Consider the following 24,743-nt stretch of genomic DNA (forward strand, 5'->3'; position numbering starts at 1 on the left):
AAGGATTTGAGATCCATCGCCGGCTTGCCGGCTTTTTGAATGATTTCAGGCTGAATTGCTCCGATCCCGCAGGCAATCAGTAGACGGTCGTCCATAACCGCACCCGACGGTCCTTCGCCATCACTGGTTTTCGCAGAGAGAATCCGGTATCGAACATCCTGATATTCGAAGAATGCTCCGGGCACAGGATTATAAGCGCGGACCTGGCGTCCAACCTGTTCGGCAGACTGGCTGAAATCCATCCGCGCATCCTGTTTCCCGATCTTCTTCGCATAAGTCGCCAGCGTATCATCCTGTATTTCCGCAGGATATTCCGACGGGGAAGCCAGATATTTGACCATGAGCTCTGCGCCTGTCTTGGCCAATTCGTCGGTCAGTTCTCCGGCGGTCTTATTAGCCATCGAGGTTGTCGATTTCAGCAGCATCGGGCCGGTGTCGAGCCCCGCTTCCATTTGCATGATGGTGATGCCAGTCTCCGTATCTCCCGCGAGGATGGCGCGCTGGACTGGCGCAGCACCGCGCCAGCGGGGGAGCAACGAGCCGTGGATATTCAGACAGCCCATTTTCGGCGCATCCAATATCGCCTGGGGCAGGATCAGACCATAAGCGGCAACAATCGCGACATCGAGATCAAGCGCGGCAAAAGCCGCTTGTTCGGTTTCATTCTTCAATGAAACCGGCGTGCGCACCTCGATGCCGAGTTCTTCTGCCAGCAGTTGTACCGGGGAGGGAGACAATTTCTTGCCTCGTCCAGCACGTCGGGGCGGCTGCGAGTAGACCGCGACAATTTCGTGCCCCGCGACGTGGAGCGCCTTGAGCGCCGGAACCGCGAAATCAGGGGTTCCCATAAAAGCAATGCGCAGAGATTTTACGCCAGACGTCATAATCTATCTTTCTCCGGGTCACACAGGGTCACACCCCCTAATCCGGAATCTATTTTCCCGGAAAAACGAACCCCCTCAAACGGTTCTGCAATCTACATCAAATATTTGACCTGTGCCCGACATGGCCGCGATGATATCCAATCGTGTTCGTGTAGGACAGGCATTTTCTGCTTGGCAGGTTCGTGCGGCTGCTCCTAATGACTAAGCCATGGCATCGCAAGAGATCGAAAATCTGGTTCAGGCCCTCGCCAAGCTTCCCGGCCTTGGTCCGCGTTCGGCGCGGCGGGCGGTCCTATATCTGCTGAAGCGTCCGGAAACAGCGATGAAGCCGATATTGGCGGCAATGACTAAGGTCGATGAACGGCTTGTTACCTGCGGAATCTGCGGCAATGTCGATACACAGGACCCCTGTCAGATATGCAATGACCCCCGCCGCGATGAAAAGGCGCTTTGCGTGGTCGAGGAAGTATCCGACCTGTGGGCGCTGGATAAGTCCCGGTTGTTTCCCGGAAAATTCCATGTGCTCGGCGGACGGTTGTCTGCGCTGGACGGCGTGCGTCCCGAAGATATTGCGATCGACAAGCTGATCAAACGCGTCGAGCAGGGCGGGATCGACGAAGTCGTGCTGGCGATGAACGCCACACTGGAGGGGCAGACCACTGCTCATTATATCGCGGAACGGCTCGAAAATTATCCATTGCGGCTCAGCCAGCTGTCTCACGGCATACCCGTGGGCGGGGAGCTGGATTATCTTGATGAAGGCACGCTGGCCCAGGCGCTGCGTTCAAGAAGACCGATAAATCAGGATTGAGCCAGATTCCGTAAGCGGTGGTTCATTTGAAGTTTCGATGGCCCACGCCCCCAAAATGCAGAGTTATGAACTTCTGAAGCCCATTTGATGCTGACAAAAAAAGGGCCTGCCGGAAGTTCCGGCAAGCCCTGATTTTCATTCAATTTGAAGGTGCTTAGAAACCCACTTTCATACCAAAGCGGAAGATTCGACCGAAGGGGTTGCCAATGAACGGATCATAGCTGACTTCCAGCCGCGCCGCCGACGGATCCTCATCGGTGAAATTCTCGACCGAGAATTGCAACTGAGCGTCAAAACTTCTGATCGGCAAATCGTAAGTAGCATGGAAATCATGTTGCGTATAAGCATCAACTTCCCTGCCAAATTCTGTCGGTCCAAAGCTTGTCGTGGCACAGGCAGCTAGTCCAACGCAGCGATCATCGGTAACACCGTCAATATATTTAAGCCCGTACCGCACGTTCAGACCGCCAACATTATAATTGACGTAGCCATTGGCCCGCCACTTCGAGATCGTGCCCGGATCGCGGAAGTAATTGGTGAATCCGTCTGCGCTATAGCCGGGCTGAACAACGACGCCGCGCAGCACGAAATCCTCGAAATCGAATTTCAGCACGTGCGAGGCATTGCCGCCGATCGAAAAGACGCCCGGCCCGACTTCGGTAGTGAAATCGAGCGCGAAGTCGAGCCCGCTAGTTTTGGCGCCAGGCCCGTTGACCCAGTCCGTGCGCACGCGCGATATATCAAGGCCAGTGGTTACGCCCTGAACACAGCCGCCCTGGAAGGTGACCAGATCGACGAAAACATTGCCGCAATTGGCAAGGCCGCCTGGTGTCGGCACCACATTGCTGGCGATCGCCTGCGCCGGTGTTGTCGTGATCCGCCCGTTAAAGTCATAAGTCCAATAGTCGACCGAGAAAGTGAAGCCGCCGTAATCGAGCACCGCACCGATATTATATGTCAAAGCATCTTCGGGACCCAGGGTATTGGGGTTACCGAAAATATCGACCGATTTAAAATTGTTGTTGGCAGCCTGGATGCCGGCAAGGCTTGTCACCCCGTTTGGCGAAACCTGCGTTGCCAGAGGTCCAGCGAATGTTGTTCCGACCGAACCGCGCAGAACCAGCCAGTCGGTTGGTTCCCAGCGGATTGCGCCCTTGGGATTAATTGTCGACCCCACCGATCCGCCATAGTCTTCAAACCGGATCGCTCCATTGATCTCCAACGTGTCGCTGATCGGAATGTTGACTTCGGCAAACAGCGCCTTGACGTTTTGGCCAACGCTGTCCGGCCTTGTGCCCCCGAGGAAGATGAACGAACCGACGCCATCGGTCGATGTTCCTACGCAACTTAAGTCCCCTTCGATGAAGCAAGGGTTTACGTTAAGATTGGTAGTGTCGTTGAGCGGGCGCGAAGAAAAGTCATTTTCGCGATATTGTCCACCGAACGCGTAGCCAATCGCGCCACCGCCCAGATCAATGCCGAGTTCGCCGGAGAAGATCAGATCGACCACGGTTTGCTCTTCCACCTGGTGGGTTCCATTTGGAACCTGAATCCAGGAGAACAGTTCCGGGTCATTGTCATTGCCTGGAATATAGGCCGGATTGGCAAGATTAAATGGCTGGTTAGACGGAGAGCTGTTGATGAACGGGTTGAAATAACGGCAATCGCCTTGGCCCGCCGTCCCGGTTGCCCGAACACAATTGGGTCCGCCAAAGCCTTCAAGCGCGGACTGCAAACGCGATCCAATCACACCCGGAGCAAAAGCGTCGCGTTCCGATCGCCACCATGTGGTGTAAAGTTGCGCGCGGAAGCTGTCTGAGAAATCTTTTTCAAACCCGCCTGAAAAGCGCCATGCTTCGTTCTTCGCACTACCTCGGCCAGCGCCGCGCTCTGTATCACGCGGATTGCCGCCCAACGCGACCGGGCGGGTCAGGATGATTGTAGCATAGCTGCCAAAGGTATTGGCCAGCGTTCCCGGAGTGAACGGATCGGCGATGCCACCGGCCAGGCCCGACTGGGCGATAAAGCCTGCATAGCCCGGGTTGCTGGAGGGAACGAAAAACTGGTTTGCGCTTCCTGAGCCCGATGGTCCCTGGGTCGCCGGAAAGCTTGGTGAATAGGCAAGCGATTCCAGATCTGTACGCGAATAAAGCGCTTCTGCATGGAAGCGGAATGTATCGCTCAATTCGACATCGGCCTGGAGATAGCCCTGATAACGGTCTTCCTCCTCGATCAGATTGTCAAATGGTACGAATGAAAAGCGACAGATCGGAAAACCGATACTGTCGACAACCCCGCTCAATGCTTCGCAGGCACCGACAGCAGAACCATCCAGTCCGATCCCGATAGTTGTCCCGGCCCGGCCTTGTGAAATGGGTCCAAGCCGCGGCGTATATGTGGCCGGATTGCCGACAGCAGACCAGCCCGACGGGTTAACCTCGTAGGGGACCAGCGTGAAGTCGCGATCCTTTGTCCCCAGTTCGGAACGATGTTGCCAGCCGAAACCGGCAAGGATATTCGCATTGCCAAAATCTTTGCCAATTACGATGGAACCGGTCCAGTTGCCGTCAGAGCCTTTTATCGACTCATAATCACCCTGCATTTCAACGCCGTCAAATCCCTTTTTGGTGATGAAATTTGCCACTCCGGCAATCGCGTCGGACCCGTATGTCGCCGCCGCGCCGTCCTTGAGCAGTTCGATCCGGTCAACCGCAAAAAACGGAATCAAATTGGTGTCGACAAATCCGTCGCCCGGCGCCGAGATTGCGCGCCGTCCGTTGAACAGCACCAATGTCCGTGTGGGGCCAAGGCCGCGCATGTTGATAGAACCATTGCCCTGAAAGCCCTGACTGGCGGTCGAGAACTGGTTTGAATCACCAAGCACTGCGCCGACAGAAGGCAGGCTTTTGATAAATTCGAGCGGAGAGGACACACCGCTTTGGGTCAGATCACTCGCCGTGAAAACATCAACCGGAACGGCTGCATCCTCAGGCGTGCCGCGAATGAAGCTGCCGGTAACAACGATGATGTTCTTGGCGTCTTCGGCTTCTTGAGTGTCCTGTGCATAGGCCGTGCCTGGCGCAATTCCCATAACGATAGCCAACGTACCTAAGGCGCATTTCTGGCGTAAAGCAGACTTGGTCATAGTTTTTCCTCCCTGATTAACCGGACTTCTTTTTTCTTGGGGCGGTCCAGATTACTTTTTTTTTACAACGTGCAATTTAATCAATCGACCAGTCAAGCCTATTCTCTGGACTTGTTGATCGGCCTGTCGTGAAATCTCTACCCGGAAACTATAGATTATCCGCGGAAGATGGCGGTTTGCCGGTTTTGTGCGGACCCTTGAACTGATGATGTCCGGTTGGTCTATGATCACAACAAATATGCCGTTAGGCAGACCTGATCAGACAGGACGAGAGTATTAGGGGCCCGAGAATTGAAAAAGCTGCCTCGACCGTAACCCCTTGCCGGAGCACACGACCGAAATCAGCACTTGGTTAAATTTTGTGCAGTGCGGAAGTCCTGCTTCAGCTGCTTGACGAATCCCGGCAAAATCCCTAAATTTGGACCATGGCTATTTTACCGATCCTTGAAGTTCCCGATCCGCGGCTGAAAACCGTTTCAGAACCGGTCACCGAGTTTGACGATGCGCTCAAGACGCTCATCGCGGACATGTTTGAAACCATGTATGAAGCGCCGGGTATTGGCCTCGCCGCGATTCAGGTTGGCGTGCCCAAACGGATCTTGGTGATCGACCTGCAGGAACCGGTCGAGCATGACCACGATCATGAACATGGCGAACATTGCCACCACGAACATGAAGTGGTGCGCGATCCGCGTGTCTTCATCAATCCCGAAATTCTGGATCCGTCCGAGGAAGTAAACGTCTATAGCGAGGGATGTCTTTCGGTGCCCGACCAATATGCCGATGTCGAGCGGCCCGCGAGCATTACCGCGCGCTGGCAGGATGAAACGGGCAAGCAATATGAAGAGCAGATCGAAGGCCTGCTGGCCACCTGTCTGCAGCACGAGATGGACCATCTCGAAGGGATATTGTTCATCGACCATCTGTCCCGGCTGAAGCGCCAGATGGTGCTCAAGAAGCTTGCGAAACTGCGTAAAGAACACGGGATCGCTGCCTGAAGCTGTGCTCCTGCGATAGGGCGCAATATGCCGAATTCAGCGCTTGAGTTAGACCGCAACACGGCCTAAGTTCTCTTTTCGTTCCTGTTGAAAGAGAGATGTCTTGGACCCCATTATCGTCATAATCGCTATCGTCATCGCTCTTCTGGGAGGTTTGACGCTGGGATGGATTATCGGTGGCAAGCCAGCCAAAGAAGCGGTGCAAGCAACCGATGCGCTGCGGATAACTCTCGACGGGGTGCGCGACGAGCGCGATGCGGCGAAGACCGAGCTCGCGGCGCTGCAGGCCGATGCCCGCAATCATGAAAAGCAGATGCAGCAGCTGGTCGAAGCGAAAGAGGCTTTGTCGGCGCAATTTTCCGAAATCGGCGCCAAGATGCTGGAGACCGCCCAGCGACAGTTTCTCGAGCGGGCCGACCAGCGCTTTGATCAGGCCAATGAAAAAGGCGGCGAGAAAATCGCCAAATTGCTCCAGCCGGTCCACGAGCGTCTTGCAACCTACGAAGCCTCGATCACCAAGATCGAGAAAGAGCGAACCGAATCCTACGCCGGGATCAGCGCGACCATCGAACAGGTGCGGCAAGGGCAGGACAGGGTGCAGCAGGAAGCGGCACGCCTGGTCAATTCGCTCCGCAATGCACCGAAGTCCCGCGGACGCTGGGGAGAGCAGCAGCTCAAGAATGTCCTCGAAACCTGCGGGCTTTCGGAACATACCGATTTTGTCACCGAACAGAGCATCGACACCGACGAAGGGCGCCTGCGTCCCGATGCGGTGATCAATGTGCCGGGTGGTCGCAAGCTGGTGATCGATGCCAAGGTTTCGCTCAACGATTATCAGGACGCGTTTGAGGCGGAAGAAGAAGATGCACGGGCCTTTGCTATGGCGCGGCACTGCAACAGCATGAAGGCACATATCGATGGATTGTCGAAAAAAGCCTATTGGGACCAGTTTGAAGACGCGCCGGACTATGTCATCATGTTCGTTCCCGGAGAACATTTCCTGGCCGCCGCGCTGGAGCATGAACCGGCCTTGTGGGACCATGCTTTCGAGAAGAAAGTGTTGCTCGCCACGCCGACCAATCTGGTCGCGATTGCGCGTACCGTCGCCGGCGTCTGGCGTCAGGAAAAAATGGCTGCCGAAGCCAAGCAGATCGGGCAGCTGGGCAAGGAAATGTATGACAGGCTTGCGGTTGCCGGAGAGCATCTCAAGCGGATGGGTTCGGGGCTTGGTAGCGCGGTCGGCAATTACAATAAATTTGTCGGCAGTTTCGAGCGCAACATCATGGCGACCGGACGCAAATTTGCCGAGCTGCAGATCGAAACCGGCAAGAAGGAACTGGAGCCGGTGCCGGAAATAGAGGCACTACCCCGCTATAGCGATGAGGTAACGGACAAGCTGATCGAAGACGATCGCGAGATCAGCAACGAAGCGGCAGAATAGACCTTAGGGCGGTCCATTCGGTCCTTCGGTAATCGCGCCGCCGCATCCACTCAAACTACCGCTTTTGCTTGCTTCCACCTTTACCGTATCGGCATAGCTGCGGTCGCTCATGCCGTCGCTGCATGTTTCGCCGCTGGTGATATAGATATTGATATTGTCGGCGTCGGAAAAGCCTTTGACTTCCCAGCCGCTACCGGTTTTGTCCATACGGTAAACCGGGAGCGAAAAATCATTGCCGTCCTGCGTCGTAAAAGCGATAGTTTCATCTTTGATCTCGACACCCCAGCCCGGTTCGGTTCCGATGGCGCTATAGTCACCCAGCTTTGCTTCCTCGACAGGCTCCTCTGCAGGTTCTCCACAGCCCGAAAGCGACAATGCGGCAAGTGATGACAGCAATATCCTATATTTCATAAATTTCCCCTCCGTCGCGAAGCTATCATAGGGGCTGTAAAAACTCTAACTATCTCTGCCGGCTTTGGTTCAGTACTTCATAAGCCATGACGGAAGCTGCGACGGCAGCGTTGAGACTGTCTGCTCTTCCCATCATCGGCATTTTGACCAGCGTGTCGCACGCCGCTTCATATTCTGCCGGCAAACCCTGCGCCTCGTTGCCGATCAGCAAAAAGGTCGGCGCTGCATAGTGGACCGATTGATAGTCTTTTTCGGTATTGAGGCTGGTCCCGACCAGTTCGCCCGGCCCGCTTCGCAGCCAGGACTCGAATTCGGGCCATCGCGCCTGCGCAATTTGCTGGGTGAAAATAGCGCCCATGCTCGCGCGCACTGCTTCGACCGAAAACGGATCGACGCAATCGTCGATCAGGATCAGTCCCCCAGCACCAACGGCATCGCCGGTGCGCAATATTGTGCCGAGATTGCCGGGATCGCGGAGGGCTTGTGCCACCAGCCAGATATCCGCTTTTGTTCGATCCAGTTCTTGCAGCGCGACCGGATGATCCTGGTAGATGCCGATGATCGATTGAGGATTGGATTTGCCGGAAAGTTTGGCAATGATCGCTTCGCTGGTTTCGATCACGTCGCCACCAGCGGCCACGGTTGCGGCCTCTATTTTCCGCGCGAGTGGGTGCAGTTCTGTGTCTTCGACAACCACCAGCATCCTGGGGGTTCTTCCGCTATCCAGCGCCTCGGTCAAAATCCTGAGTCCTTCGGCGAGAAACAGGCCCTCACGCTTGCGGAGTTTTTTCTCGCGCAAGCTCTTGAGCCGCTTGATCGTCGGATTGGAAAAGCCGGTAATCTGGTGGCGCATGGGCTCAGTCTTCTCCGAAGCCGTCGAAGACCAGGCCGGCCAGTTTCTCCAGCGCGCTCTCCGCCTGTTCGCCGGAAACAATGATTTCGATACTGTCACCTTTGGCAGCACCAAGCATCATCAGGCCCATGATCGACATGCCGGTTACTTCGGTACCGTCCTTCGCCACCCTTACGTCCAGATCGTCGGGCAATTTGCTGACATAGGTGACAAATTTCGCGCTCGCTCTCGCGTGCAACCCCCGTCTATTTGTGATCTCGACGGTTTTGCGAAATTCGCTCACGCATCGCTTCCCAGTATTTCAGAAGCGACACTGATATATTTCTGTCCGGCTTCCTTGGCCGCGGCAATAGCCGATCCAATTTCCATCGATTTGCGCGCGCCGTCGAGGCGAATGAGCATCGGCAGATTCACGCCGGCTATGACCTCGACCTTGCCTTTTTCCAACAGTGAAATGGCAAGATTGGATGGTGTCCCGCCGAACAGGTCGGTCAAGATGATGACACCCTGGCCGGAATCTACCTTCGCAATGCAATCTGCTATTTCCTGACGGCGTTGTTCCATATCGTCGCGGGCACCAATGCCGACCGCAGCGATAGCCTTTTGCGCGCCGACGACATGTTCCATCGCGATGACAAATTCCGTTGCCAACTGCCCGTGTGTGACGAGAACCAATCCAATCATCCTGATTAAATTCCCCTGTTCCCGTTCAAATTCTGCATGGATTCCAGCGCTTCCATTGGCGGTGATGCCAAGTTGCGATGCAGGACATTGGGCGAAAAGCCTGCAGCACGCAAGTCTTTGCTCAGCCGCTCTGCAACATGTACCGATCTGTGACGCCCGCCGGTGCAGCCAATACCGATATTGACGTAGGCCTTGCCAGATTCCTGATAGCGCGGGAGCAGAAATTTGAGCATGTCGAGTATTTTCTCAATCGCCTCGAGATAGGCGGGATCCTTGCTGATAAATTCCGCCACATCCGGATCGAGGCCGGTCATTTGCTTGAGATCTGGATTCCAGAACGGGTTGGCCAGAAAGCGGACGTCAAACAGCAGGTCGATATTATTGGGGAGACCCCTTGAAAAACCGAAGCTGGTTATCGTGATGGTAGTAGCCGCGTCTTTGTCGAGTAGAAAATGCTCACGGATTTCGCGCTGCAGGTCGTTGGCCGTCAGATCACTGGTGTCGATCACATGATCGGCCCAGCGACGAAAAGGCTCGAGCAATGTCCGTTCAAGGGCGATCCCTTCCTTTGCCGGTCGATCAAGGGCGAGCGGGTGCCGGCGGCGGGTTTCTCCGTAACGCCGCTCGAGTTCGCCGCCGCTACAATCCAGAAACAGTGTCGAGATCAGATAACCCTGATTTTGTTGCAAACGCTTGATGCTAGCGATTAGCTTGTTCGGTTCAAATCCCCGTGTCCGGCTGTCGAAACCCAGCGCCAATGGCGGGTCGCTGTCACCCCGGGAACTGGAGGGCGGTGTTTTCAGCAGGCCTTCGACAAGACGGAAGGGGAAATTATCCACCGTCTCCCAGCCGATATCCTCGAGTGTTTTCAATGCGGTGGTCTTTCCAGCACCGGACAGGCCGGTGACCAGCAACACCCGTTTGGTGGAACCTGTGGTCATTGGCTTGCGATATCCTGTGATAATCGTTGCAAAGCCAATTCTGCCTTAATTGCCGCGCTGCTCTCCATCGCGTCCAATGTACAGAATGAGATGTTTATTCCCAGCAAAATCATGACTTGCTTGTCGAGCGGGAAGCGATCGGGGTTTTCCTTTAGATTGATGACCATTTTCAATGGAACCCCGGAGACATGTTCACACCCCAGGATGCCCAGCGACCGGACCTCCAGTTTGCCGGCGAGATTGGCCGGTGGATTGAGCAATAAATTTCCGTTGCTTCGCCTGATGTCCACATAATCGTCGCTGATCAATATTGCGCCGCGGTCGATCAGACGCAATGCCAGATCGGATTTTCCTGATCCGGATTTTCCACAAATCATCACGCCTGCGCCAGCAATAGCCACGGCAGTTGCGTGGGTTATCAGCTGATCGTTCTGGTCGGCGCGGTTTGTCATCCCGGAGCCTTGGGAAGACGAATTTCGAAACAGGCTCCCGATTCTCCGCCCGCCCGGTCCAGAATATGGATCTTGCCCTGGTGGCCTTCGACAATCGTCTTTGCAATCGCAAGGCCCAGCCCGCTGTGCTTTCCGAAAGCTTCGCCATCGGGGCGGTCGGAGTGGAAACGCTGGAAGACTTCTTCCCTCTGGTCCGGGTGGACGCCCGGACCCTGGTCCGCGACATGGATTACAATATCGTCGCCGTCCGGTGTCGCCAAAATCTCCACCAGCCCGCCCTTCGGCGAAAAAGAGACCGCATTGTCCAGCAGATTGCCGAACACGCGCTCAAGCCGACCGCCGTCTCCCATCACTTTTGCAACATCCTTTGCGGGTCGCGCGAATGCAATATGAACTCCTAGATTGGAGGTACGTTGTTCGCGTGCAGCGAGCAACTGTTCCAGCATATTTCCGATATCGATAGGTTCAAACTTGGCTCTGGCCAGTTCGGCATCGACCCGCGAAGCATCGGAAATATCGTTGATCAGCCGATCGATGCGGCGGATATCGTCATTGGCCACATCCAGCAGCCGTCTCTGCAAATCGGGGTCGTCGACCCGTTCCAGCCCCTCCAGCGCCGACCGTAGCGAGGCGAGGGGGTTCTTGATTTCATGGCTGACGTCGGCGGCAAAGGCCTCCGTCGCATCGATCCTGTGACGCAAGGCCGCGCTCATGTCGGAAAGCGCGCGGCTCAGCTGCCCGATTTCGTCGCGACGGCCAGGCATACGGGGAATCGCGATTTCGTCCGATCTCCCCATGCGGACCCGCACAGCCGCGCGGGCCAGTTTCCGGATCGGTCTGACGATTGTACGCGCAAGGAAAAGCGAAAGCAGGATCGAGATTGTTGCCGCGACCAGTATCACGAGCAGCACGCTGGATCGTTCCGCTCTTACAATTCGCGTGATATCCCGTGCGTTGGCTGTAAGCAGGATCGAGCCGGTTTCATCGGGGAGCGGTTTCCCGGCCACGATTACAGGCGTACGGTCCGGTGCAAAACTGACGGAGCTGACCGCCCGCGATGTCTGTTGGGCTGTCACAAGTTCGGACCACTCATCCGCGACATCATTGGCAGGCTCGCTGAAATTCGGAATCTGGGTGCTGAAAACGAAGCTTTCTATGGTTTTGTCCAGCATCCGGGCAGCATCTTTCCGCAATGGCTCTGCATCCGGGTCCACGAATCGATAGGTCGGCTTTGCGAGTGCAAAACTGTCGATCATTTTCGTGCCGTCAGGAGCGTAAAGGCGCAATCGGGCGTTTAGATGACGGGAAAACTGGCTAACCAGTGCGTCTCTGTTCCGAACATCGCCCGAAGCCAAGGCATCGGAAATTATCGTGAGTTGCATTCTCGCTTGCGCGAGCCGCTCTTCGGTCAGCCTGTCCCGATAATTGTTGAGATAGAAAAGACCGCCAGCCAGCAGCGCAATCGCCAAAACATTGACGACCAATATGCGGGTCGTAAGGGAAAGCCGGGCCGACCATCGCAGAGACAGCCCGCTTTCACTATCTTGCGTGCCATCATTCCGTGTAACGATATCCGGCTCCATATAACGTATCTATTGCATCAAAATCTGAATCGACTTCGCGAAATTTTCGGCGCAGCCGCTTGATATGGCTGTCGATCGTCCGGTCGTCGACATAGACATCGTCCTGATAGGCGGCATCCATCAGCTGGTTGCGGCTTTTCACCACACCCGGCCGATGCGCCAATGTTTCAAGAATCATGAATTCGGTGACCGTCAGGGTGACATTCTCCCCCTTCCATCTCACCAGATGCCGTGCCGGATCCATTTCCAGTTCACCGCGGATGATCGGTTCGGCGGATCCGTCGTCCTGGCCGTCTTCCAGTGATTTGATAAAATCCGTGCGTCGCAAAATGGATTTTACCCGGGCGATGAGCAGCCGTTGCGAAAAGGGTTTTTTGATATAGTCGTCCGCACCCATCGCCAGGCCGAGTGCTTCGTCCAGTTCTTCATCCTTCGACGTCAGAAATATGACCGGCAGGTTTGATTTTTCGCGCACTCTTCTGAGCAGTTCAAGCCCGTCCATTTTCGGCATTTTTATGTCGAATATTGCAAGGTCCGGAGGATTCTCCAGGATCGCATGAAGGGCTGCCTCGCTGTCCGTGTAGACCCGCGTGATAAAACCTTCCGCCTGCATCGCGATCGACACGGAAGTCAGAATGTTGCGGTCGTCGTCAACAAGAGCAATATTGGCTGCCATAAATTTGCGTTCCTTTGCCGCTCGCTCTGGATTCGACCTAGGGGATGGGATAGTATGTTTCAAGATAAGTCGTCGGTAACGGTTTCGATAGATGGAGTCGCGATCTGGCGAGGAATTCTGTAGTTTTGCGTTGGTCAGCGGGAAGAAATTTGACCGACTCGATATCGTTCAGTAAGCGCCGATTCAAAATGCCAGATCGGCGTGAACTCAACCTGTTTCAAGCTTTAGGGGATTACCTGTGCCAAATGTTTCGTCTGTTTCTTTAAATGATCAAGGTTTTGCAAGTTCGGCCGAGCAGCACTGGAATCTGGGTGCCCCTGCATTGGTCGAAGCCGCGGTATCGCGCGGCGAAGGGCATTTGGCGAAAGACGGTCCACTGGTCGTGGAAACCGGCAAGCACACCGGACGTTCCGCCAATGACAAGTTCATTGTCCGGGATGGCGAAACCGAAGACACGGTCTGGTGGGGAAAAACCAACGTCGGCATGACGCCGGATCATTTTGCCGCGCTAAAAGAGGACTTTCTTGCTGCATTGGCCGGGAAAGATACGTTATTCGTCCAGGATCTATTTGGTGGTTCGCAACCGGAGCACCGCGTGAATGTTCGGATCATCAATGAACTGGCCTGGCACAATCTGTTCATCCGGACGATGCTGGTCCGGCCCGAAGCCGATGAACTCGCGGCGTTCGCACCCGAATATACGATCATCGATCTGCCCAGCTTCAAGGCCGATCCAGACCGCCATGGTACGCGAAGCGAGACCGTGATCGCGGTAAACCTCACCGAGAAACTGATACTGATCGGTGGCACAGCCTATGCCGGCGAAATGAAAAAATCGGTATTCGGCCTGCTCAACTATCTGCTGCCTCTCGATTCGGTGATGCCGATGCATTGCTCGGCGAACATAGGCCCCGAAGGCGACACGGCCATTTTCTTCGGTCTGTCGGGAACCGGCAAGACGACATTGTCGGCTGATGCCAGTCGCGTGCTGATCGGTGATGACGAGCATGGCTGGTCCGATACTGCCGTATTCAACTTCGAAGGCGGTTGTTACGCCAAGATGATCCGGTTGTCCGAAGAAGCGGAACCGGAAATTTTTGCAACCACCCGGCGCTTCGGAACCGTTCTGGAGAATGTGGTGATGGACCCCGAAACCCGGGAACTGGATCTGGATGACAATAGCAAAGCGGAAAATACCCGCGGCGCCTACCCGATCGATTTCATCCCCAACGCCTCGGAACAGAATATGGGTCCGGTGCCAAAGAATATCATCATGCTGACCGCCGATGCATTCGGCATATTGCCTCCGATTTCCCGGCTGACTCCGGAGCAGGCGATGTACCATTTCCTTTCCGGCTATACCGCCAAGGTCGCCGGCACGGAAATAGGCGTGACCGAACCGGAAGCAACCTTTTCGACTTGTTTCGGCGCACCGTTCATGCCCCGGCATCCTTCGGTATACGGGAATCTGCTGAAAGAACGGATCGCCAAAGGCGGAGTCCGTTGCTGGCTGGTAAACACCGGCTGGACCGGCGGCAAATATGGCGAAGGCAACCGGATGCCGATCAAGGCGACCCGCGCGTTGCTGAACGCCGCGCTGGATGGCAGCCTCAATGACGGCGACTTCAGGATTGATGACAATTTCGGTTTCGAAGTGCCGGTATCGGTGCCCGGCGTGGACAGTGCAATCCTCGATCCCCGTTCGACCTGGTCCGATCCGGCAGCCTATGATGAGACGGCGCAAAAGCTGGTCAAATTGTTCATCGACAATTTCGAGCAATTTGCAGAACATGTCGATCAGAATGTCCGGGAAGCAGCCCCTACTGCCGCCTAGTCTGGGAGCAAATGCTTGCCGGCGGGGTCTTGATGGCCCGGTTTGTGATTGTGATGTCGAGATGGGCCAGATCATCGCTGGGCAAGAAGTTCAGCGTTTCGCCGTCAACGATGCCTTGTGCTTGCGCGGGAGAGTCAATCTTTCCGCGGGTCGCGATATCGGTGATGATTCGAACCAGTCGTTTTGCCACGTCCGAAACACTATAGCCGGAAGGCGCAGTCAAACGGACTTCCTGACCGGTAAAATAGTTGAGCCCGCGGGTCACGAAAAGACCTTTTTCAATTTCAGCGAAAGAAGTCTGGAATAAAGAGGGAAATGGTCCGCCAGCGAGATATTCTGCCACTGTCTCTTCAAAATAGGAAAAGCTTGCAAGTCTGCCGGACGGCAGCCACGCTGCTGCAGAAGCTGCAAGGCTTTCTCCGATCCATTTGCCCAGCAGAAGCAGCCGGTGGTTGACCTCCGGAAGATGCCGCGCGCTGATAAGCATATCTCTCGGGCCGACGCCGATGGCTGAATCATTCGAAGAAGGCGCACCGCAGAAAAGCCGCTCGAACTTCTGCTCAGAAAATTTCTGCGCGGTTTCAGCCGTGGACAGGCGGGATAGAAGGAACGGCATGCCGTCAACGATGACTTCGACGATCTCCAGTTCATTAAACTTGGCGCTGTTGACCGAAACTCTCGCTCTTGCCGGTTCGGACCAGGGCAGGTGCGCCAGATCGAGATCGTCCGCTATGGAGGCGATGATCAGAAGGGGCGGTTCGGGATTCACGCGGCCAGTTCCGTTTCTCGAGCGATTCTTCCATTTGTTCTTTATATGTTCTAACCAAAAAGACTGCCGATGGCAATACCGTTCAGGACAGCTGGCTGGTAACGGACAATAAACCGGGCATGACATCGCAATTGTTCCGGAAATTTGTCCAAACAATATATTGTCAGTTTGCCGATGCACCCGTAACCATCAAGCCATGTCAAACCTGATATTATCGATCTTGATGCTCGCCGGAGCCGCGCTGTTCGCCGGCGGTATTTTTGTGCTGCGCAAGGGCATCAACAAAAAGCAGGGCTGGCTAATGCTGGTCGCGGCCGCGGTGATGTTCGCGAATGTCGGCGTTGCGCTGATCCCTGTCCCGGACAGCAACCAGCCGTTGCCGGCGCCGTCCGCAGGCTGATCCTATTTAATCGGCGAATCCGGTGCCAGTCGCATGTCGAGATAATTGTCGATCGAACCCATCAGCAGTTCCATTTCATTCTCGTAAAAATGATTGGCGCGGGGAATTTCGTCATGATGGATCGTGATATGTTTCTGGGTCCGCAGCTTGTCGACCAGTTTCTGGACTGCGCCGGGGGTGACGACCTCGTCGTTGACACCCTGAACAATGATGCCCGACGACGGGCAGGGTGCCAGAAAGTTGAAATCATACATATTGGCTGGTGGTGATACCGAGATGAAACCGCGAATTTCAGGACGGCGCATCAGAAGCTGCATACCGATCCAGGCGCCAAAGCTATAGCCGGCGATCCAGGTGGTCTGGGCTTCCGGGTGAAAGCTTTGCACCCAATCGAGCGCCGAAGCGGCATCCGACAATTCGCCAATGCCGTTGTCGAATGTGCCCTGCGAACGGCCGACGCCGCGAAAATTGAATCGCAAAGTCGCGAAACCGCGCTTCACGAATGTCTTGTACATCGCCTGGGTGATCCGGTCGTTCATCGTGCCACCGGCTTGCGGGTGGGGATGGAGAATCATTGCAACCGGCGCGCGGTCACGGGGTCCTGGGCTGAAACGGCCTTCGAGGCGGCCTTCGGGTCCGGTAAAAACTACATCTGGCATGGATTTTCGATTCTTCGCTCAAAATTACATTTTCCAGAGCGCGAGAAAATAGAATAGCTTTTGCGCTGGATGCTGCGCCTATATAGGGAGAGTGGACAAATCCGCAACTCAATCCAGCACGCCAGAGAGAATTTGCCAATATGGTCGCCGACACGAAACGCATCTATCTCGACTATGCCGCTACGGCGCCGATGCTAGATGCGGCCAAAAAGGCTTGCGCGGAGGGTTTTGAGCATTGGGCCAATCCTTCTTCGCCGCATGGCGATGGTCGAGCGGCGCAAGCGATGCTGGAAAATGCGCGGCGGCGATTCAAGACGGCTCTGGATTGGGATGGCGACGTTATTTTTACTGGCGGAGCGAGCGAGGCGATCCAGATCGCGCTGACCAAGTCAAAGCCGACCCTACAATATGTTTCGCCCGTCGAGCATGATGTAATGCTCAGATTCGCGCGCAACGCCAAACCGATTCCGGTCGATACGAGCGGGATGGTTGTTCCGATGAACCTCAACCATCTGTTGAAGGGGATCGAAGAACCGGCATTGGTGGCCATCCAGTCGGTCAATAACGAAACCGGTGTGATCCAGGATCTGGATGCGCTGGTACAAGTTGTCCGCGATCGCGGCAGCCATCTTCTGGCCGACTGTTCCCAGTCGATCGGAAAAATGCCGTTGCCGGATGCCGACCTGATCATTGTGGCCGGGCATAAATTTGGAGGACCACCAGGCGTCGGTGCGCTGCTCGTCAAGGACCTAAGGCTGCTCGACGCCGATGGTGGTCAGGAGCAGGGATACCGGTCCGGTACGCAGAATCTGCCTTATATCATGGGGATGACTGCGGCGCTGGAAGCGCCTGCAAACTGGTCCGGTCGGGCGACCGAGCTGCGCCAGCATCTTGATGATGCGATCAGGAAGGAAGGCGGCGCCGTGATTGCGGAGAACGCACCCCGCATCGCGACGATCGCGAGTTACCATATGCCCGGCGTCGCCGCGAATACGCAACTGATCAAATTCGATATGGCAGGATTTTCCGTTTCTGCCGGCAGCGCCTGTTCTTCGGGTACGCTCAAGACCAGCCATGTGCTGGAAGCCATGGGTACGGATCCGCAGGTCGCGCGCGAAGTGATTCGGGTCAGTATCGGACGCGACACCAGCCGGACACATATCTATGCATTCATCGACAAGTGGAAGTCGATATTCGCGGAAGCGGGGGGAAGCTGAGCCGGACCAATGGCTACCATCTATCTTGATAATCAGGCGACCACGCCACTCGCACCCGAAGTTTTCGACGCGATGCTGCCGTGGCTGAAAGAGAATTTCGGCAATCCGCACAGTGCGCATGTCTTCGGCCGGCAGGCGGCAGCCGCAGTCGAGGTTGCACGCGAACAGGTTGCCGCTTTGCTGCCCGAAAACGGGCGAGTGATATTCACCGGCAGTGCGACCGAAGCGATTAATCTGGCCTTTGGTGCGGTCCGGAATATGGCCCCGCGAGGGCGCGACCAGATCGCCATAGTCGATACCGAACATGCCGCGGTGCGCGATACGGCGCTCTGGTATGGCACTCAGGGTTTTGACACAAAACTGCTCCCCGTCGATCGACAGGGTCTGGTCAAAATGGAAGATTTGGAAGCATGTTTTGGCCCGAAAACCGCGCTAGTCGGAGCGATGCTGGTCAACAACGAAATCGGCGTTGTCCAGCCGGTCGAGCAAATTGCGGCGCTGGCTCATGCGCACGGCGCACTGATGCTCTGTGACGCGGTGCAGGGCTTTGGCCGGATCGCCATTCCCGAGCAAGCAGATTTGATCGCCCTGTCCGGCCACAAGATTTACGGCCCCAAGGGCATTGGCGCGCTTTGGGTCCGTGACGGGATCGATCTGCCGCCGCTGATCCACGGCGGTGGCCAGGAGCAGGGAGTGCGGTCAGGCACGCTGTCTCCCTCTTTATGTGCGGGGCTGGGAAGGGCGGCGAAAATTTGTGCCGAGCGCCGGGATGAAGACATGATCCACATCATCAATCTTTCCGAAACAGCGCGCAGTCTGTTTGGCGACTGGGCGGTGAACGGGTCACTCGATCAACGCTACCCGGGCAATCTGAATATACGCCGCGATGGCCTCGATGTCGCCCGATTGATGTCGGACACCCGCGGCGTGGCATTTTCCGCAGGGTCGGCTTGCGCCAGCGGCTCGGGTCGGCCCAGCCACGTGCTGGCTGCGCTGGGGCTTGAACCGGCACGGATCAAGTCATCGATCCGACTCGGATTTGGCCGCTACAACAGCGTCGAAGAGGTGGAACAGGCGGCCCACCTGATCAATCAAGCGGCGGAGCAGCAACTATCATGAAGAAAGTCACGGTCCATTTTGTCAGCTCTGACGGCCAGCAAACGGCATCCGCCGAAGCATCGGATGGTGATAATCTGCTCACCGTCGCGCAAATCCATGACCAGCCTCTCGAAGGTACGTGCGAAGGGCAGATGGCCTGTTCGACCTGCCATGTGATTGTGGAAGCGGCGGATTTTGACAAATTGCCCGACGCGACGGAGATGGAAGAGGATATGCTGGATCTTGCTGCCGGCGCGCGGCGAACCAGCCGATTGGCATGCCAGATCACGCTGACACAGGAACTGGACGGACTTACCGTCCACATACCGGCGGAAAGCCACGATATGCAGATCATCTAGTTGCTTGCATTTTGGCCAGAGTCCCACCATATGCGCAGCGGGAGTCGGGTGGACGTAGTGTTCGCCAACCCGGTCAGGTCCGGAAGGAAGCAGCCGTAACGATTTTTCTGCGGGTCGCCCGGCTCCTACTTTGAATCACCGCGACGCTTTCGTAGCGAATCATAATTTTCAAACCCCGTTTCAATCAATCGACCAGAGAGACTCGCGACTCTTTGACTTCGATACGGTCGCCCGCCCTGAGCGGGATGACTGCCCGCCCGAACCAGACGAACTTTTTGGTCGGCTGTTCAAGAGTGTTGTCATAGGTTTTGGTTACCGTGGCTTTATGATAGCCCATCCATGCCAGGGTTGATGGAAATATCTGACTGGCGCTATGACCGGATTTGTTTTGTGCGGGAAAATCCGCAGCAACAGCTACCGGTAAAAATGCCAGTAACGGCACGGCAAACTCTTCCTTTTCCGGTATCACGGAGCAATGCGGCAACACGCCTTTTTTCACGTTCTGACCGTGGTCGGATGTATAGAGGATTGCGATTTTTCCTCGGTCGACACCATCTAGCAGCGTCTCGAAGAAGCCCTGTTTGGAGTAGGTAATGGCTGCTCCATATTGTTGTGACAAATCCTTGTCCACCGGGAGCGTGCCCGCAGGATAATGGTCGGAATATTGAAAATGAACGCCGCGCAGCACCGCATAGACAAATTCTTTGCCGCCGGTTTTCAGGCGCGCATTCAAATTTTTCGCAATTGCCAGATCAGTTTGCATTCCCGATGCCAGCGACTTGATTTCGTCAATCTTGCTTGCTTCGGGCGGCAGCAGCAAATTTTGCGGTGGTCCGGAGACCTGCCCGTCGATCAGGACGGTTTTATACCCGGCTTTTCTGGCATATCCCCAGATCGACGGCGTACTGCGCAAGTCGGTAAGGGCATTTACGCGCATGACGTCGATGCCCGAACGCAGCGCGACATGAGCAGGCGCGCTGCAATTGGCCATCGCGGATGCCTTGCCGAAATCAATCGGTCCAAAGCGCGATAAATCCGGGCTGACGAGCTTCGCGAAAGCATCATGGGCAATGCTTTCATCCACGATCCAGATGATCTTCTCGACGGATTGTCCGGTTTTCGAAACAGGGATTTCAACCACGCGTCTGTGCGGCGGTGGCGGAATGGTGAGTTTCTCGACGGCAAAATTATAGATATTTCGTTCTGCTGCAAGCTGCCCGGGAAGGCCAAGGCCGAAGGCAACCGAAGGAATTACGAGAATAAGGATTGCCGGGATATTGCCGCCGGGAGCGCCGGTCAAGCGGGCGCGACTTTGCAAGGATCGCCGGATCAGCCTGCGGCAAGCAGCGAAGAGCCCCAGTGCAGCCAGGGTCTTGGCCAGGCCGATGGCGGCAGGAATGGCAAATTGCCCAGCAGCATTTTGCGCATGGCGGGCTTCTGTCAGCAGCCAGTCAAATTTGGCGAGATCGATAATGTCGTTGAGTATCTGGCTGAAGATCGTGTTGGTGGCGGCAGAAAGTCCGGTCAGAATCAGGACCAGCCAGAACAGCCGGTTGGACAGGAGTATCAGACCGATAAGCAATAGAGTCGCCTGACAAGCCATCGAGGCAAGTGCAATCAGCGCGCTTTTATCGTCGCTGGCCGCTGCCCGATAGAGAATCGATTGCACAAGAATCTGCTCGTTAATCAGCAGATATCCGATGCAGAAGAGACCAAATCCGGTCGCGGCGTAGATTGCGTTTCTAATCATGCCTGTCCCGTTCTGCGAAACAGCGGGTTTACAAAATTTTTCTTTATTTTTGGTTAGACTCGATATTGACGGCGAATAGCCTTCGACAAGCCGGGGCCTCTCGCCTAAACTCTTCGCACATGTCCGATTCACAAGATATATTTGCGGCTGGCGGCGTCGACGCACCAGAACAGCCCGCGCCCGGCGCAGCGCAACCTTACCGTGTGCTGGCTCGCAAATACAGGCCGTCGAAATTCTCCGAACTGATCGGTCAGGACGCGATGGTTCAGACGCTGGGCAACGCGATCAAGCGCGACCGGCTGGCGCACGCTTTCCTGATGACCGGTGTCCGCGGTGTCGGAAAAACCTCCACTGCCCGATTGATTGCCAAGGCGCTGAACTGCATTGGCGAAGACGGGCAGGGCGGTCCGACGATCGATCCCTGCGGTCAATGCGAACCTTGCCGCAGTATTGCGGAAGGCAGTTTTATCGATGTTATCGAAATGGATGCCGCGAGCCATACCGGCGTCGATGACGTACGCGAGATTATCGAGGCGGTGCGCTATTCATCGGTCTCGGCGCGCTACAAAATCTACATCATCGACGAAGTCCATATGCTGTCGAAAAATGCCTTCAATGCATTGCTGAAGACGCTCGAAGAACCGCCACCCCATGTGAAGTTCATTTTCGCAACCACCGAGGTCAACAAGGTTCCGATCACCGTTCTATCTCGGTGCCAGCGCTTTGATCTGAAGCGGATCAGCGCCGGGCAACTGTCCCAGCATTTCGGGATGATTGTCGGGAAAGAAGGCGTGACAGCGGAGCAGGAGGCGCTCGATCTGATCGCTCAGGCGGCCGAAGGGTCTGTCCGCGACGGTCTTTCGATCCTCGATCAGGCGATTGCCCATGCCGATATGGACGGCGATGGCGAGGTCAAGGCCGTCCAGATCCGGGATATGCTTGGTTTGTCGGATCGTGGCGCCGTCCGGCGGCTATTTGCAAAATTGCTCGAAGGCGATTCTGCGGCGCTGCTCGATGCTATTGGCGAGCAATATAAAATTGGCGTGGAGCCATTGTCGCTGATGAACGGATTGCTGTCGCTTTCCCATCAGGTGACCCTGTTCAAGGTCGGCAGGGCTAGCGACCCGACATTGTCGGACGCGGCCAAGCAACAATTTTCCGATTGGGCCGAGCAGCTTTCCTATCCGGTTTTGCATCGGTTGTGGCAGTTGCTTCTCAAAGGCTATCAGGAAGTCCAGCAAGCGCATCTGCCCCGCGAAGCCTGCGAGATGGCGTTGCTCCGGGTGCTCTGTGCCGCCGATATGCCCGATCCGGGCAAACTCGCAAAAATGCTGGAGCAGGGCGTGTCAGCACCCGCTAGCGCGCCGGAAAGCAAGCAGGCAGCGCCGCCACCGGTGGCCGAGCCTGTCGCGCAGACTGCTCCACCTCCGCCTCCAGCTCCCGCGCAAGCCAGCGCGCAAGAGCCGCAAGCCAGCGCGTTGCCAGACGTGTTTGCAGATGTTGTCAAAGCCGTCGGTCGGGTTTCCGCTGTTCTGGAAAGCATATTGATTGCCGACATGCGCCTGATATCGCTTGAAGCGTCCCACATAGTCTATCAGCCGGTGCGGACGATTGCCGATGCCGATATCGGGAAAATTGCGGACGCGTTGCGGCAGGAAACCGGTCAGGACTGGAAAATTACCGAAGGGCACGGCGAAGCCCAGCCGAGCCTCGTCGAACAGGAACAGCAGATCAGAAATGAAGAGCGGCAGGCGATACTGAATGCGCCGCTGGTAAAAGCGGCTTTTGAAGCCTTTCCCGATGCCCAGCTGATCGAGGATGATGATCACCGCCCACAAGAATCAAGGAGCGCATAGCCGTGAAATCGATGGAAGAAATGATGAAAGCCGCGCAGGAAGCTGCACAACAGGTCCAGGTCCAGATGGAAGAGGCGCAGAAGAAGCTGGATAGCCTTGAAGTCGAAGGGCAAGCCGGCGGCGGGCTGGTCAAGGTCAAGGCGACAGCCAAAGGCCGTGTCCTTGCCGTGACGATTGATGAAAGCCTGATGAAGGCCGAAGAGAAACAGATGCTGGAAGATCTGGTTGCAGCCGCCTTCAATGATGCCCGCAACCGCGCGGACGCGGTAAGCAGCGAAGAAATGGGCAAGATGACCAGCGGTATGCAGTTACCCCCAGGTTTTAAACTGCCCTTTTAACTCGTTTTTCCAATCCGACGCATTCCGCTTGAAGTGTCTCCGGCAGGCACCATATAGTGAGCAGAAGCGCTGTTGCAGCGCAACATGTTGGAGTAAAAATGTCCGAGACCGAAGTCAATCCTGCCCCAGAATCCAAGGCCCTGCCGCTGTTGCCATTGCGCGACATCGTGGTGTTCCCGAACATGATTGTGCCGTTATTTGTCGGTCGTGACAAATCGGTTGTCGCGCTGGAAAAAGCGATGGATTCGGATAAGGAAATCTTCCTTGTCGCGCAACTCGACCCGGCGGAAGACGATCCCGCACGCGATCAGCTTTATGATCTCGGCGTGGTAGCGACGGTGCTGCAATTGCTGAAACTTCCCGATGGCACGGTTCGAGTGCTTGTTGAAGGCAAGCAGCGCGCCCAACACCGGTCGCTCGAAGAAAAATCGGAAGGCTATGTATTGGCCAATATCGATCTGCTCGAAGAGCAGGTCGCCGAAGGCGCCGAAGCCGGCGCGCTGATGCGTTCGGTCGTCGACCAGTTTGAAAATTATTCCAAGCTCAACAAGAAAATGCCTGCCGAGACGGTCGTCCAACTGGGCGAGATTGACGATGCTTCGCGCCTTGCTGATGCCGTTGCGGCCAATATCAATGTGAAGGTCGCCGACAAGCAGAGCCTGCTGATCGAAAGAGATCCCACCAAGCGTCTCGAAATGGTCTTTGCCTTCATGGAAGGCGAACTGGGCGTCTTGCAGGTCGAGAAGAAAATCCGCGGCCGCGTCAAGCGCCAGATGGAGAAGACCCAGCGCGAATATTATCTCAACGAACAGATGAAGGCGATCCAGAAAGAACTGGGTGACGGCGAAGACGGCGATGGTGACGAGCTTGCCGAGCTTGGCAAGAAAATCAAGGAAATGAAGCTTTCCAAGGAAGCGAAAACCAAGGCGAGTGCCGAACTGAAAAAGCTCAGGGGCATGCAGCCGATGTCCGCCGAAGCCACGGTGACGCGCAACTATCTCGATGTGCTGCTAGGACTGCCCTGGGGCAAGAAGTCGCGGCTCAAGAAGGACCTGAAGCAGGCCGAGAAAGTGCTCGACGACGACCATTTCGCGCTCGAGAAAGTCAAGGAACGCATTCTTGAATATCTCGCGGTGCAGACCCGGACCAACAAGTTGAAGGGCCCGATCCTTTGTCTTGTGGGACCGCCTGGTGTCGGCAAGACATCGCTCGGTCGTTCGATCGCGCGGGCAACCGGACGCGAATTTGTCCGTCAATCGCTCGGCGGCGTGCGCGACGAGGCTGAAATTCGCGGTCATCGCAGAACCTATATCGGATCACTGCCAGGCAAGATTGTTTCCAATCTGAAGAAAGCCGGCACATCCAATCCGCTGTTCCTGCTTGATGAAATTGACAAGCTGGGACAGGATTTCCGTGGTGATCCGGCATCGGCGCTGCTCGAAGTGCTTGACCCGGAGCAGAATGACAAGTTCCAGGACCATTATCTTGAAATCGATATTGATCTGTCGGACGTCATGTTCGTGACAACCGCCAACTCGCTCAATCTTCCCCAGGCCTTGCTCGACCGAATGGAGATCATCCGGC

At 55.8% G+C, this 24,743-nt stretch carries 24 protein-coding genes and 1 other RNA gene; 12 read left to right on the forward strand and 13 right to left on the reverse strand.

Translation table 11 applies throughout. From position 1 onward, the window contains the following. The coding region (fmt, locus tag WBM93_RS02085) for a methionyl-tRNA formyltransferase (protein WP_424427720.1) at nt 1-863 on the reverse strand (863 nt) is incomplete at its 3' end. A 229-nt stretch (nt 864-1,092) separates the two neighbouring features. On the opposite strand from fmt, the gene recR reads away from it, so the two are divergent. After that, nucleotides 1,093-1,695, forward strand: coding sequence for a recombination mediator RecR (recR, locus tag WBM93_RS02090; RefSeq protein WP_424427676.1), 603 nt, complete (start codon nt 1,093-1,095; stop codon nt 1,693-1,695). Nucleotides 1,696-1,849: 154 nt separating this feature from the next. Here recR and WBM93_RS02095 read toward each other — a convergent pair whose 3' ends face one another. Next, nucleotides 1,850-4,840, reverse strand: a complete 2,991-nt coding sequence (locus WBM93_RS02095; protein ID WP_424427678.1) for a TonB-dependent receptor domain-containing protein — start codon at nt 4,838-4,840, stop codon at nt 1,850-1,852. Nucleotides 4,841-5,265: 425 nt separating this feature from the next. Here WBM93_RS02095 and def point away from each other — a divergent pair, with 425 nt between their 5' ends. Continuing rightward, nucleotides 5,266-5,838, forward strand: a complete 573-nt coding sequence (def, locus tag WBM93_RS02100) for a peptide deformylase (RefSeq protein WP_424427680.1) — start codon at nt 5,266-5,268, stop codon at nt 5,836-5,838. Nucleotides 5,839-5,941: 103 nt separating this feature from the next. Beyond that, nucleotides 5,942-7,279, forward strand: a complete 1,338-nt coding sequence (locus tag WBM93_RS02105; protein WP_424427682.1) for a DNA recombination protein RmuC — start codon at nt 5,942-5,944, stop codon at nt 7,277-7,279. Nucleotides 7,280-7,282: 3 nt separating this feature from the next. Here WBM93_RS02105 and WBM93_RS02110 read toward each other — a convergent pair whose 3' ends face one another. From WBM93_RS02110 to WBM93_RS02145, 8 genes are read right to left on the reverse strand one after another with little or no spacing between them, the layout of a single operon-like run. Then, a complete protein-coding gene (locus tag WBM93_RS02110; protein WP_424427684.1) occupies nt 7,283-7,690 on the reverse strand; it encodes a COG3650 family protein in 408 nt (135 codons plus the stop codon). A 49-nt stretch (nt 7,691-7,739) separates the two neighbouring features. Continuing rightward, nucleotides 7,740-8,543 carry a TrmH family RNA methyltransferase gene (locus tag WBM93_RS02115; protein WP_424427686.1) on the reverse strand — a complete coding sequence of 268 codons (804 nt, stop codon included), beginning with the start codon at nt 8,541-8,543 and terminating at the stop codon, nt 7,740-7,742. Between the two features lie 4 nt (nt 8,544-8,547). After that, nucleotides 8,548-8,826 (reverse strand): HPr family phosphocarrier protein, encoded by a 279-nt coding sequence (locus WBM93_RS02120; protein WP_424427688.1) that lies wholly within the window; start codon nt 8,824-8,826, stop codon nt 8,548-8,550. Beyond that, entirely contained in the window at nt 8,823-9,227 is a 405-nt protein-coding gene (locus WBM93_RS02125; RefSeq protein ID WP_424427690.1) for a PTS sugar transporter subunit IIA, read from the reverse strand. Before WBM93_RS02125 ends, WBM93_RS02120 begins: the two co-directional genes overlap by 4 nt. Nucleotides 9,228-9,232: 5 nt before the next feature. Further along, nucleotides 9,233-10,168, reverse strand: a complete 936-nt coding sequence (rapZ, locus tag WBM93_RS02130; protein WP_424427692.1) for an RNase adapter RapZ — start codon at nt 10,166-10,168, stop codon at nt 9,233-9,235. Beyond that, nucleotides 10,165-10,620: an HPr kinase/phosphorylase gene (locus WBM93_RS02135; protein ID WP_424427694.1), complete on the reverse strand. Its 456-nt coding sequence runs from the start codon at nt 10,618-10,620 to the stop codon at nt 10,165-10,167. Before WBM93_RS02135 ends, rapZ begins: the two co-directional genes overlap by 4 nt. Beyond that, nucleotides 10,617-12,203, reverse strand: coding sequence for an ATP-binding protein (locus WBM93_RS02140; RefSeq protein ID WP_424427696.1), 1,587 nt, complete (start codon nt 12,201-12,203; stop codon nt 10,617-10,619). Before WBM93_RS02140 ends, WBM93_RS02135 begins: the two co-directional genes overlap by 4 nt. Beyond that, nucleotides 12,175-12,879, reverse strand: a complete 705-nt coding sequence (locus WBM93_RS02145) for a response regulator (RefSeq protein ID WP_424427698.1) — start codon at nt 12,877-12,879, stop codon at nt 12,175-12,177. The genes WBM93_RS02140 and WBM93_RS02145 overlap by 29 nt, the downstream gene beginning before the upstream one ends. Nucleotides 12,880-13,117: 238 nt before the next feature. On the opposite strand from WBM93_RS02145, the gene WBM93_RS02150 reads away from it, so the two are divergent. After that, the gene (locus tag WBM93_RS02150) at nt 13,118-14,713 is read left to right on the forward strand and encodes a phosphoenolpyruvate carboxykinase (protein WP_424427700.1); all 1,596 of its coding nucleotides are present in this window, start codon (nt 13,118-13,120) and stop codon (nt 14,711-14,713) included. Here WBM93_RS02150 and WBM93_RS02155 read toward each other — a convergent pair. Next, nucleotides 14,700-15,482 carry a hypothetical protein gene (locus WBM93_RS02155; RefSeq protein WP_424427702.1) on the reverse strand — a complete coding sequence of 261 codons (783 nt, stop codon included), beginning with the start codon at nt 15,480-15,482 and terminating at the stop codon, nt 14,700-14,702. The genes WBM93_RS02150 and WBM93_RS02155 overlap by 14 nt on opposite strands. Nucleotides 15,483-15,702: 220 nt before the next feature. Here WBM93_RS02155 and WBM93_RS02160 point away from each other — a divergent pair, with 220 nt between their 5' ends. Further along, a complete protein-coding gene (locus tag WBM93_RS02160) occupies nt 15,703-15,882 on the forward strand; it encodes a hypothetical protein (protein WP_424427722.1) in 180 nt (59 codons plus the stop codon). 2 nt (nt 15,883-15,884) lie between these two features. Here the strand turns inward: WBM93_RS02160 and WBM93_RS02165 are convergent, their stop codons facing one another. Continuing rightward, nucleotides 15,885-16,541, reverse strand: coding sequence for an alpha/beta hydrolase (locus WBM93_RS02165; RefSeq protein ID WP_424427704.1), 657 nt, complete (start codon nt 16,539-16,541; stop codon nt 15,885-15,887). Between the two features lie 140 nt (nt 16,542-16,681). Between WBM93_RS02165 and WBM93_RS02170 the strand changes: the two genes are divergently transcribed. From WBM93_RS02170 to ffs, 4 genes are all read left to right on the forward strand, one after another. Then, nucleotides 16,682-17,758 (forward strand): cysteine desulfurase family protein, encoded by a 1,077-nt coding sequence (locus WBM93_RS02170; protein WP_424427706.1) that lies wholly within the window; start codon nt 16,682-16,684, stop codon nt 17,756-17,758. 9 nt (nt 17,759-17,767) lie between these two features. Continuing rightward, entirely contained in the window at nt 17,768-18,877 is a 1,110-nt protein-coding gene (locus WBM93_RS02175) for a cysteine desulfurase family protein (protein WP_424427708.1), read from the forward strand. Next, a complete protein-coding gene (locus WBM93_RS02180) occupies nt 18,874-19,215 on the forward strand; it encodes a 2Fe-2S iron-sulfur cluster-binding protein (protein WP_424427710.1) in 342 nt (113 codons plus the stop codon). Before WBM93_RS02175 ends, WBM93_RS02180 begins: the two co-directional genes overlap by 4 nt. 37 nt (nt 19,216-19,252) lie before the next feature. Then, nucleotides 19,253-19,347: signal recognition particle sRNA small type (gene ffs, locus WBM93_RS02185), an RNA gene on the forward strand. 52 nt (nt 19,348-19,399) lie between these two features. Here the strand turns inward: ffs and WBM93_RS02190 are convergent. Further along, complete coding sequence (locus WBM93_RS02190) at nt 19,400-20,965, reverse strand: sulfatase-like hydrolase/transferase (protein WP_424427712.1); 1,566 nt, start codon at nt 20,963-20,965, stop codon at nt 19,400-19,402. Nucleotides 20,966-21,084: 119 nt separating this feature from the next. On the opposite strand from WBM93_RS02190, the gene WBM93_RS02195 reads away from it, so the two are divergent. The 3 genes from WBM93_RS02195 to WBM93_RS02205 all read left to right on the forward strand — a co-directional run. Then, the gene (locus WBM93_RS02195; RefSeq protein WP_424427714.1) at nt 21,085-22,821 is read left to right on the forward strand and encodes a DNA polymerase III subunit gamma/tau; all 1,737 of its coding nucleotides are present in this window, start codon (nt 21,085-21,087) and stop codon (nt 22,819-22,821) included. Nucleotides 22,822-22,823: 2 nt separating this feature from the next. Further along, on the forward strand, nt 22,824-23,159 hold the full coding sequence (locus WBM93_RS02200; RefSeq protein ID WP_424427716.1) for a YbaB/EbfC family nucleoid-associated protein: 336 nt from the start codon (nt 22,824-22,826) through the stop codon (nt 23,157-23,159). A gap of 98 nt (nt 23,160-23,257) precedes the next feature. Beyond that, nucleotides 23,258-24,743: LON peptidase substrate-binding domain-containing protein (locus tag WBM93_RS02205; protein WP_424427718.1), on the forward strand; the 1,486-nt coding region annotated here is incomplete at its 3' end.

Source organism: Parasphingorhabdus sp., from assembly GCF_049667325.1.
GTDB lineage: Bacteria > Pseudomonadota > Alphaproteobacteria > Sphingomonadales > Sphingomonadaceae > Parasphingorhabdus.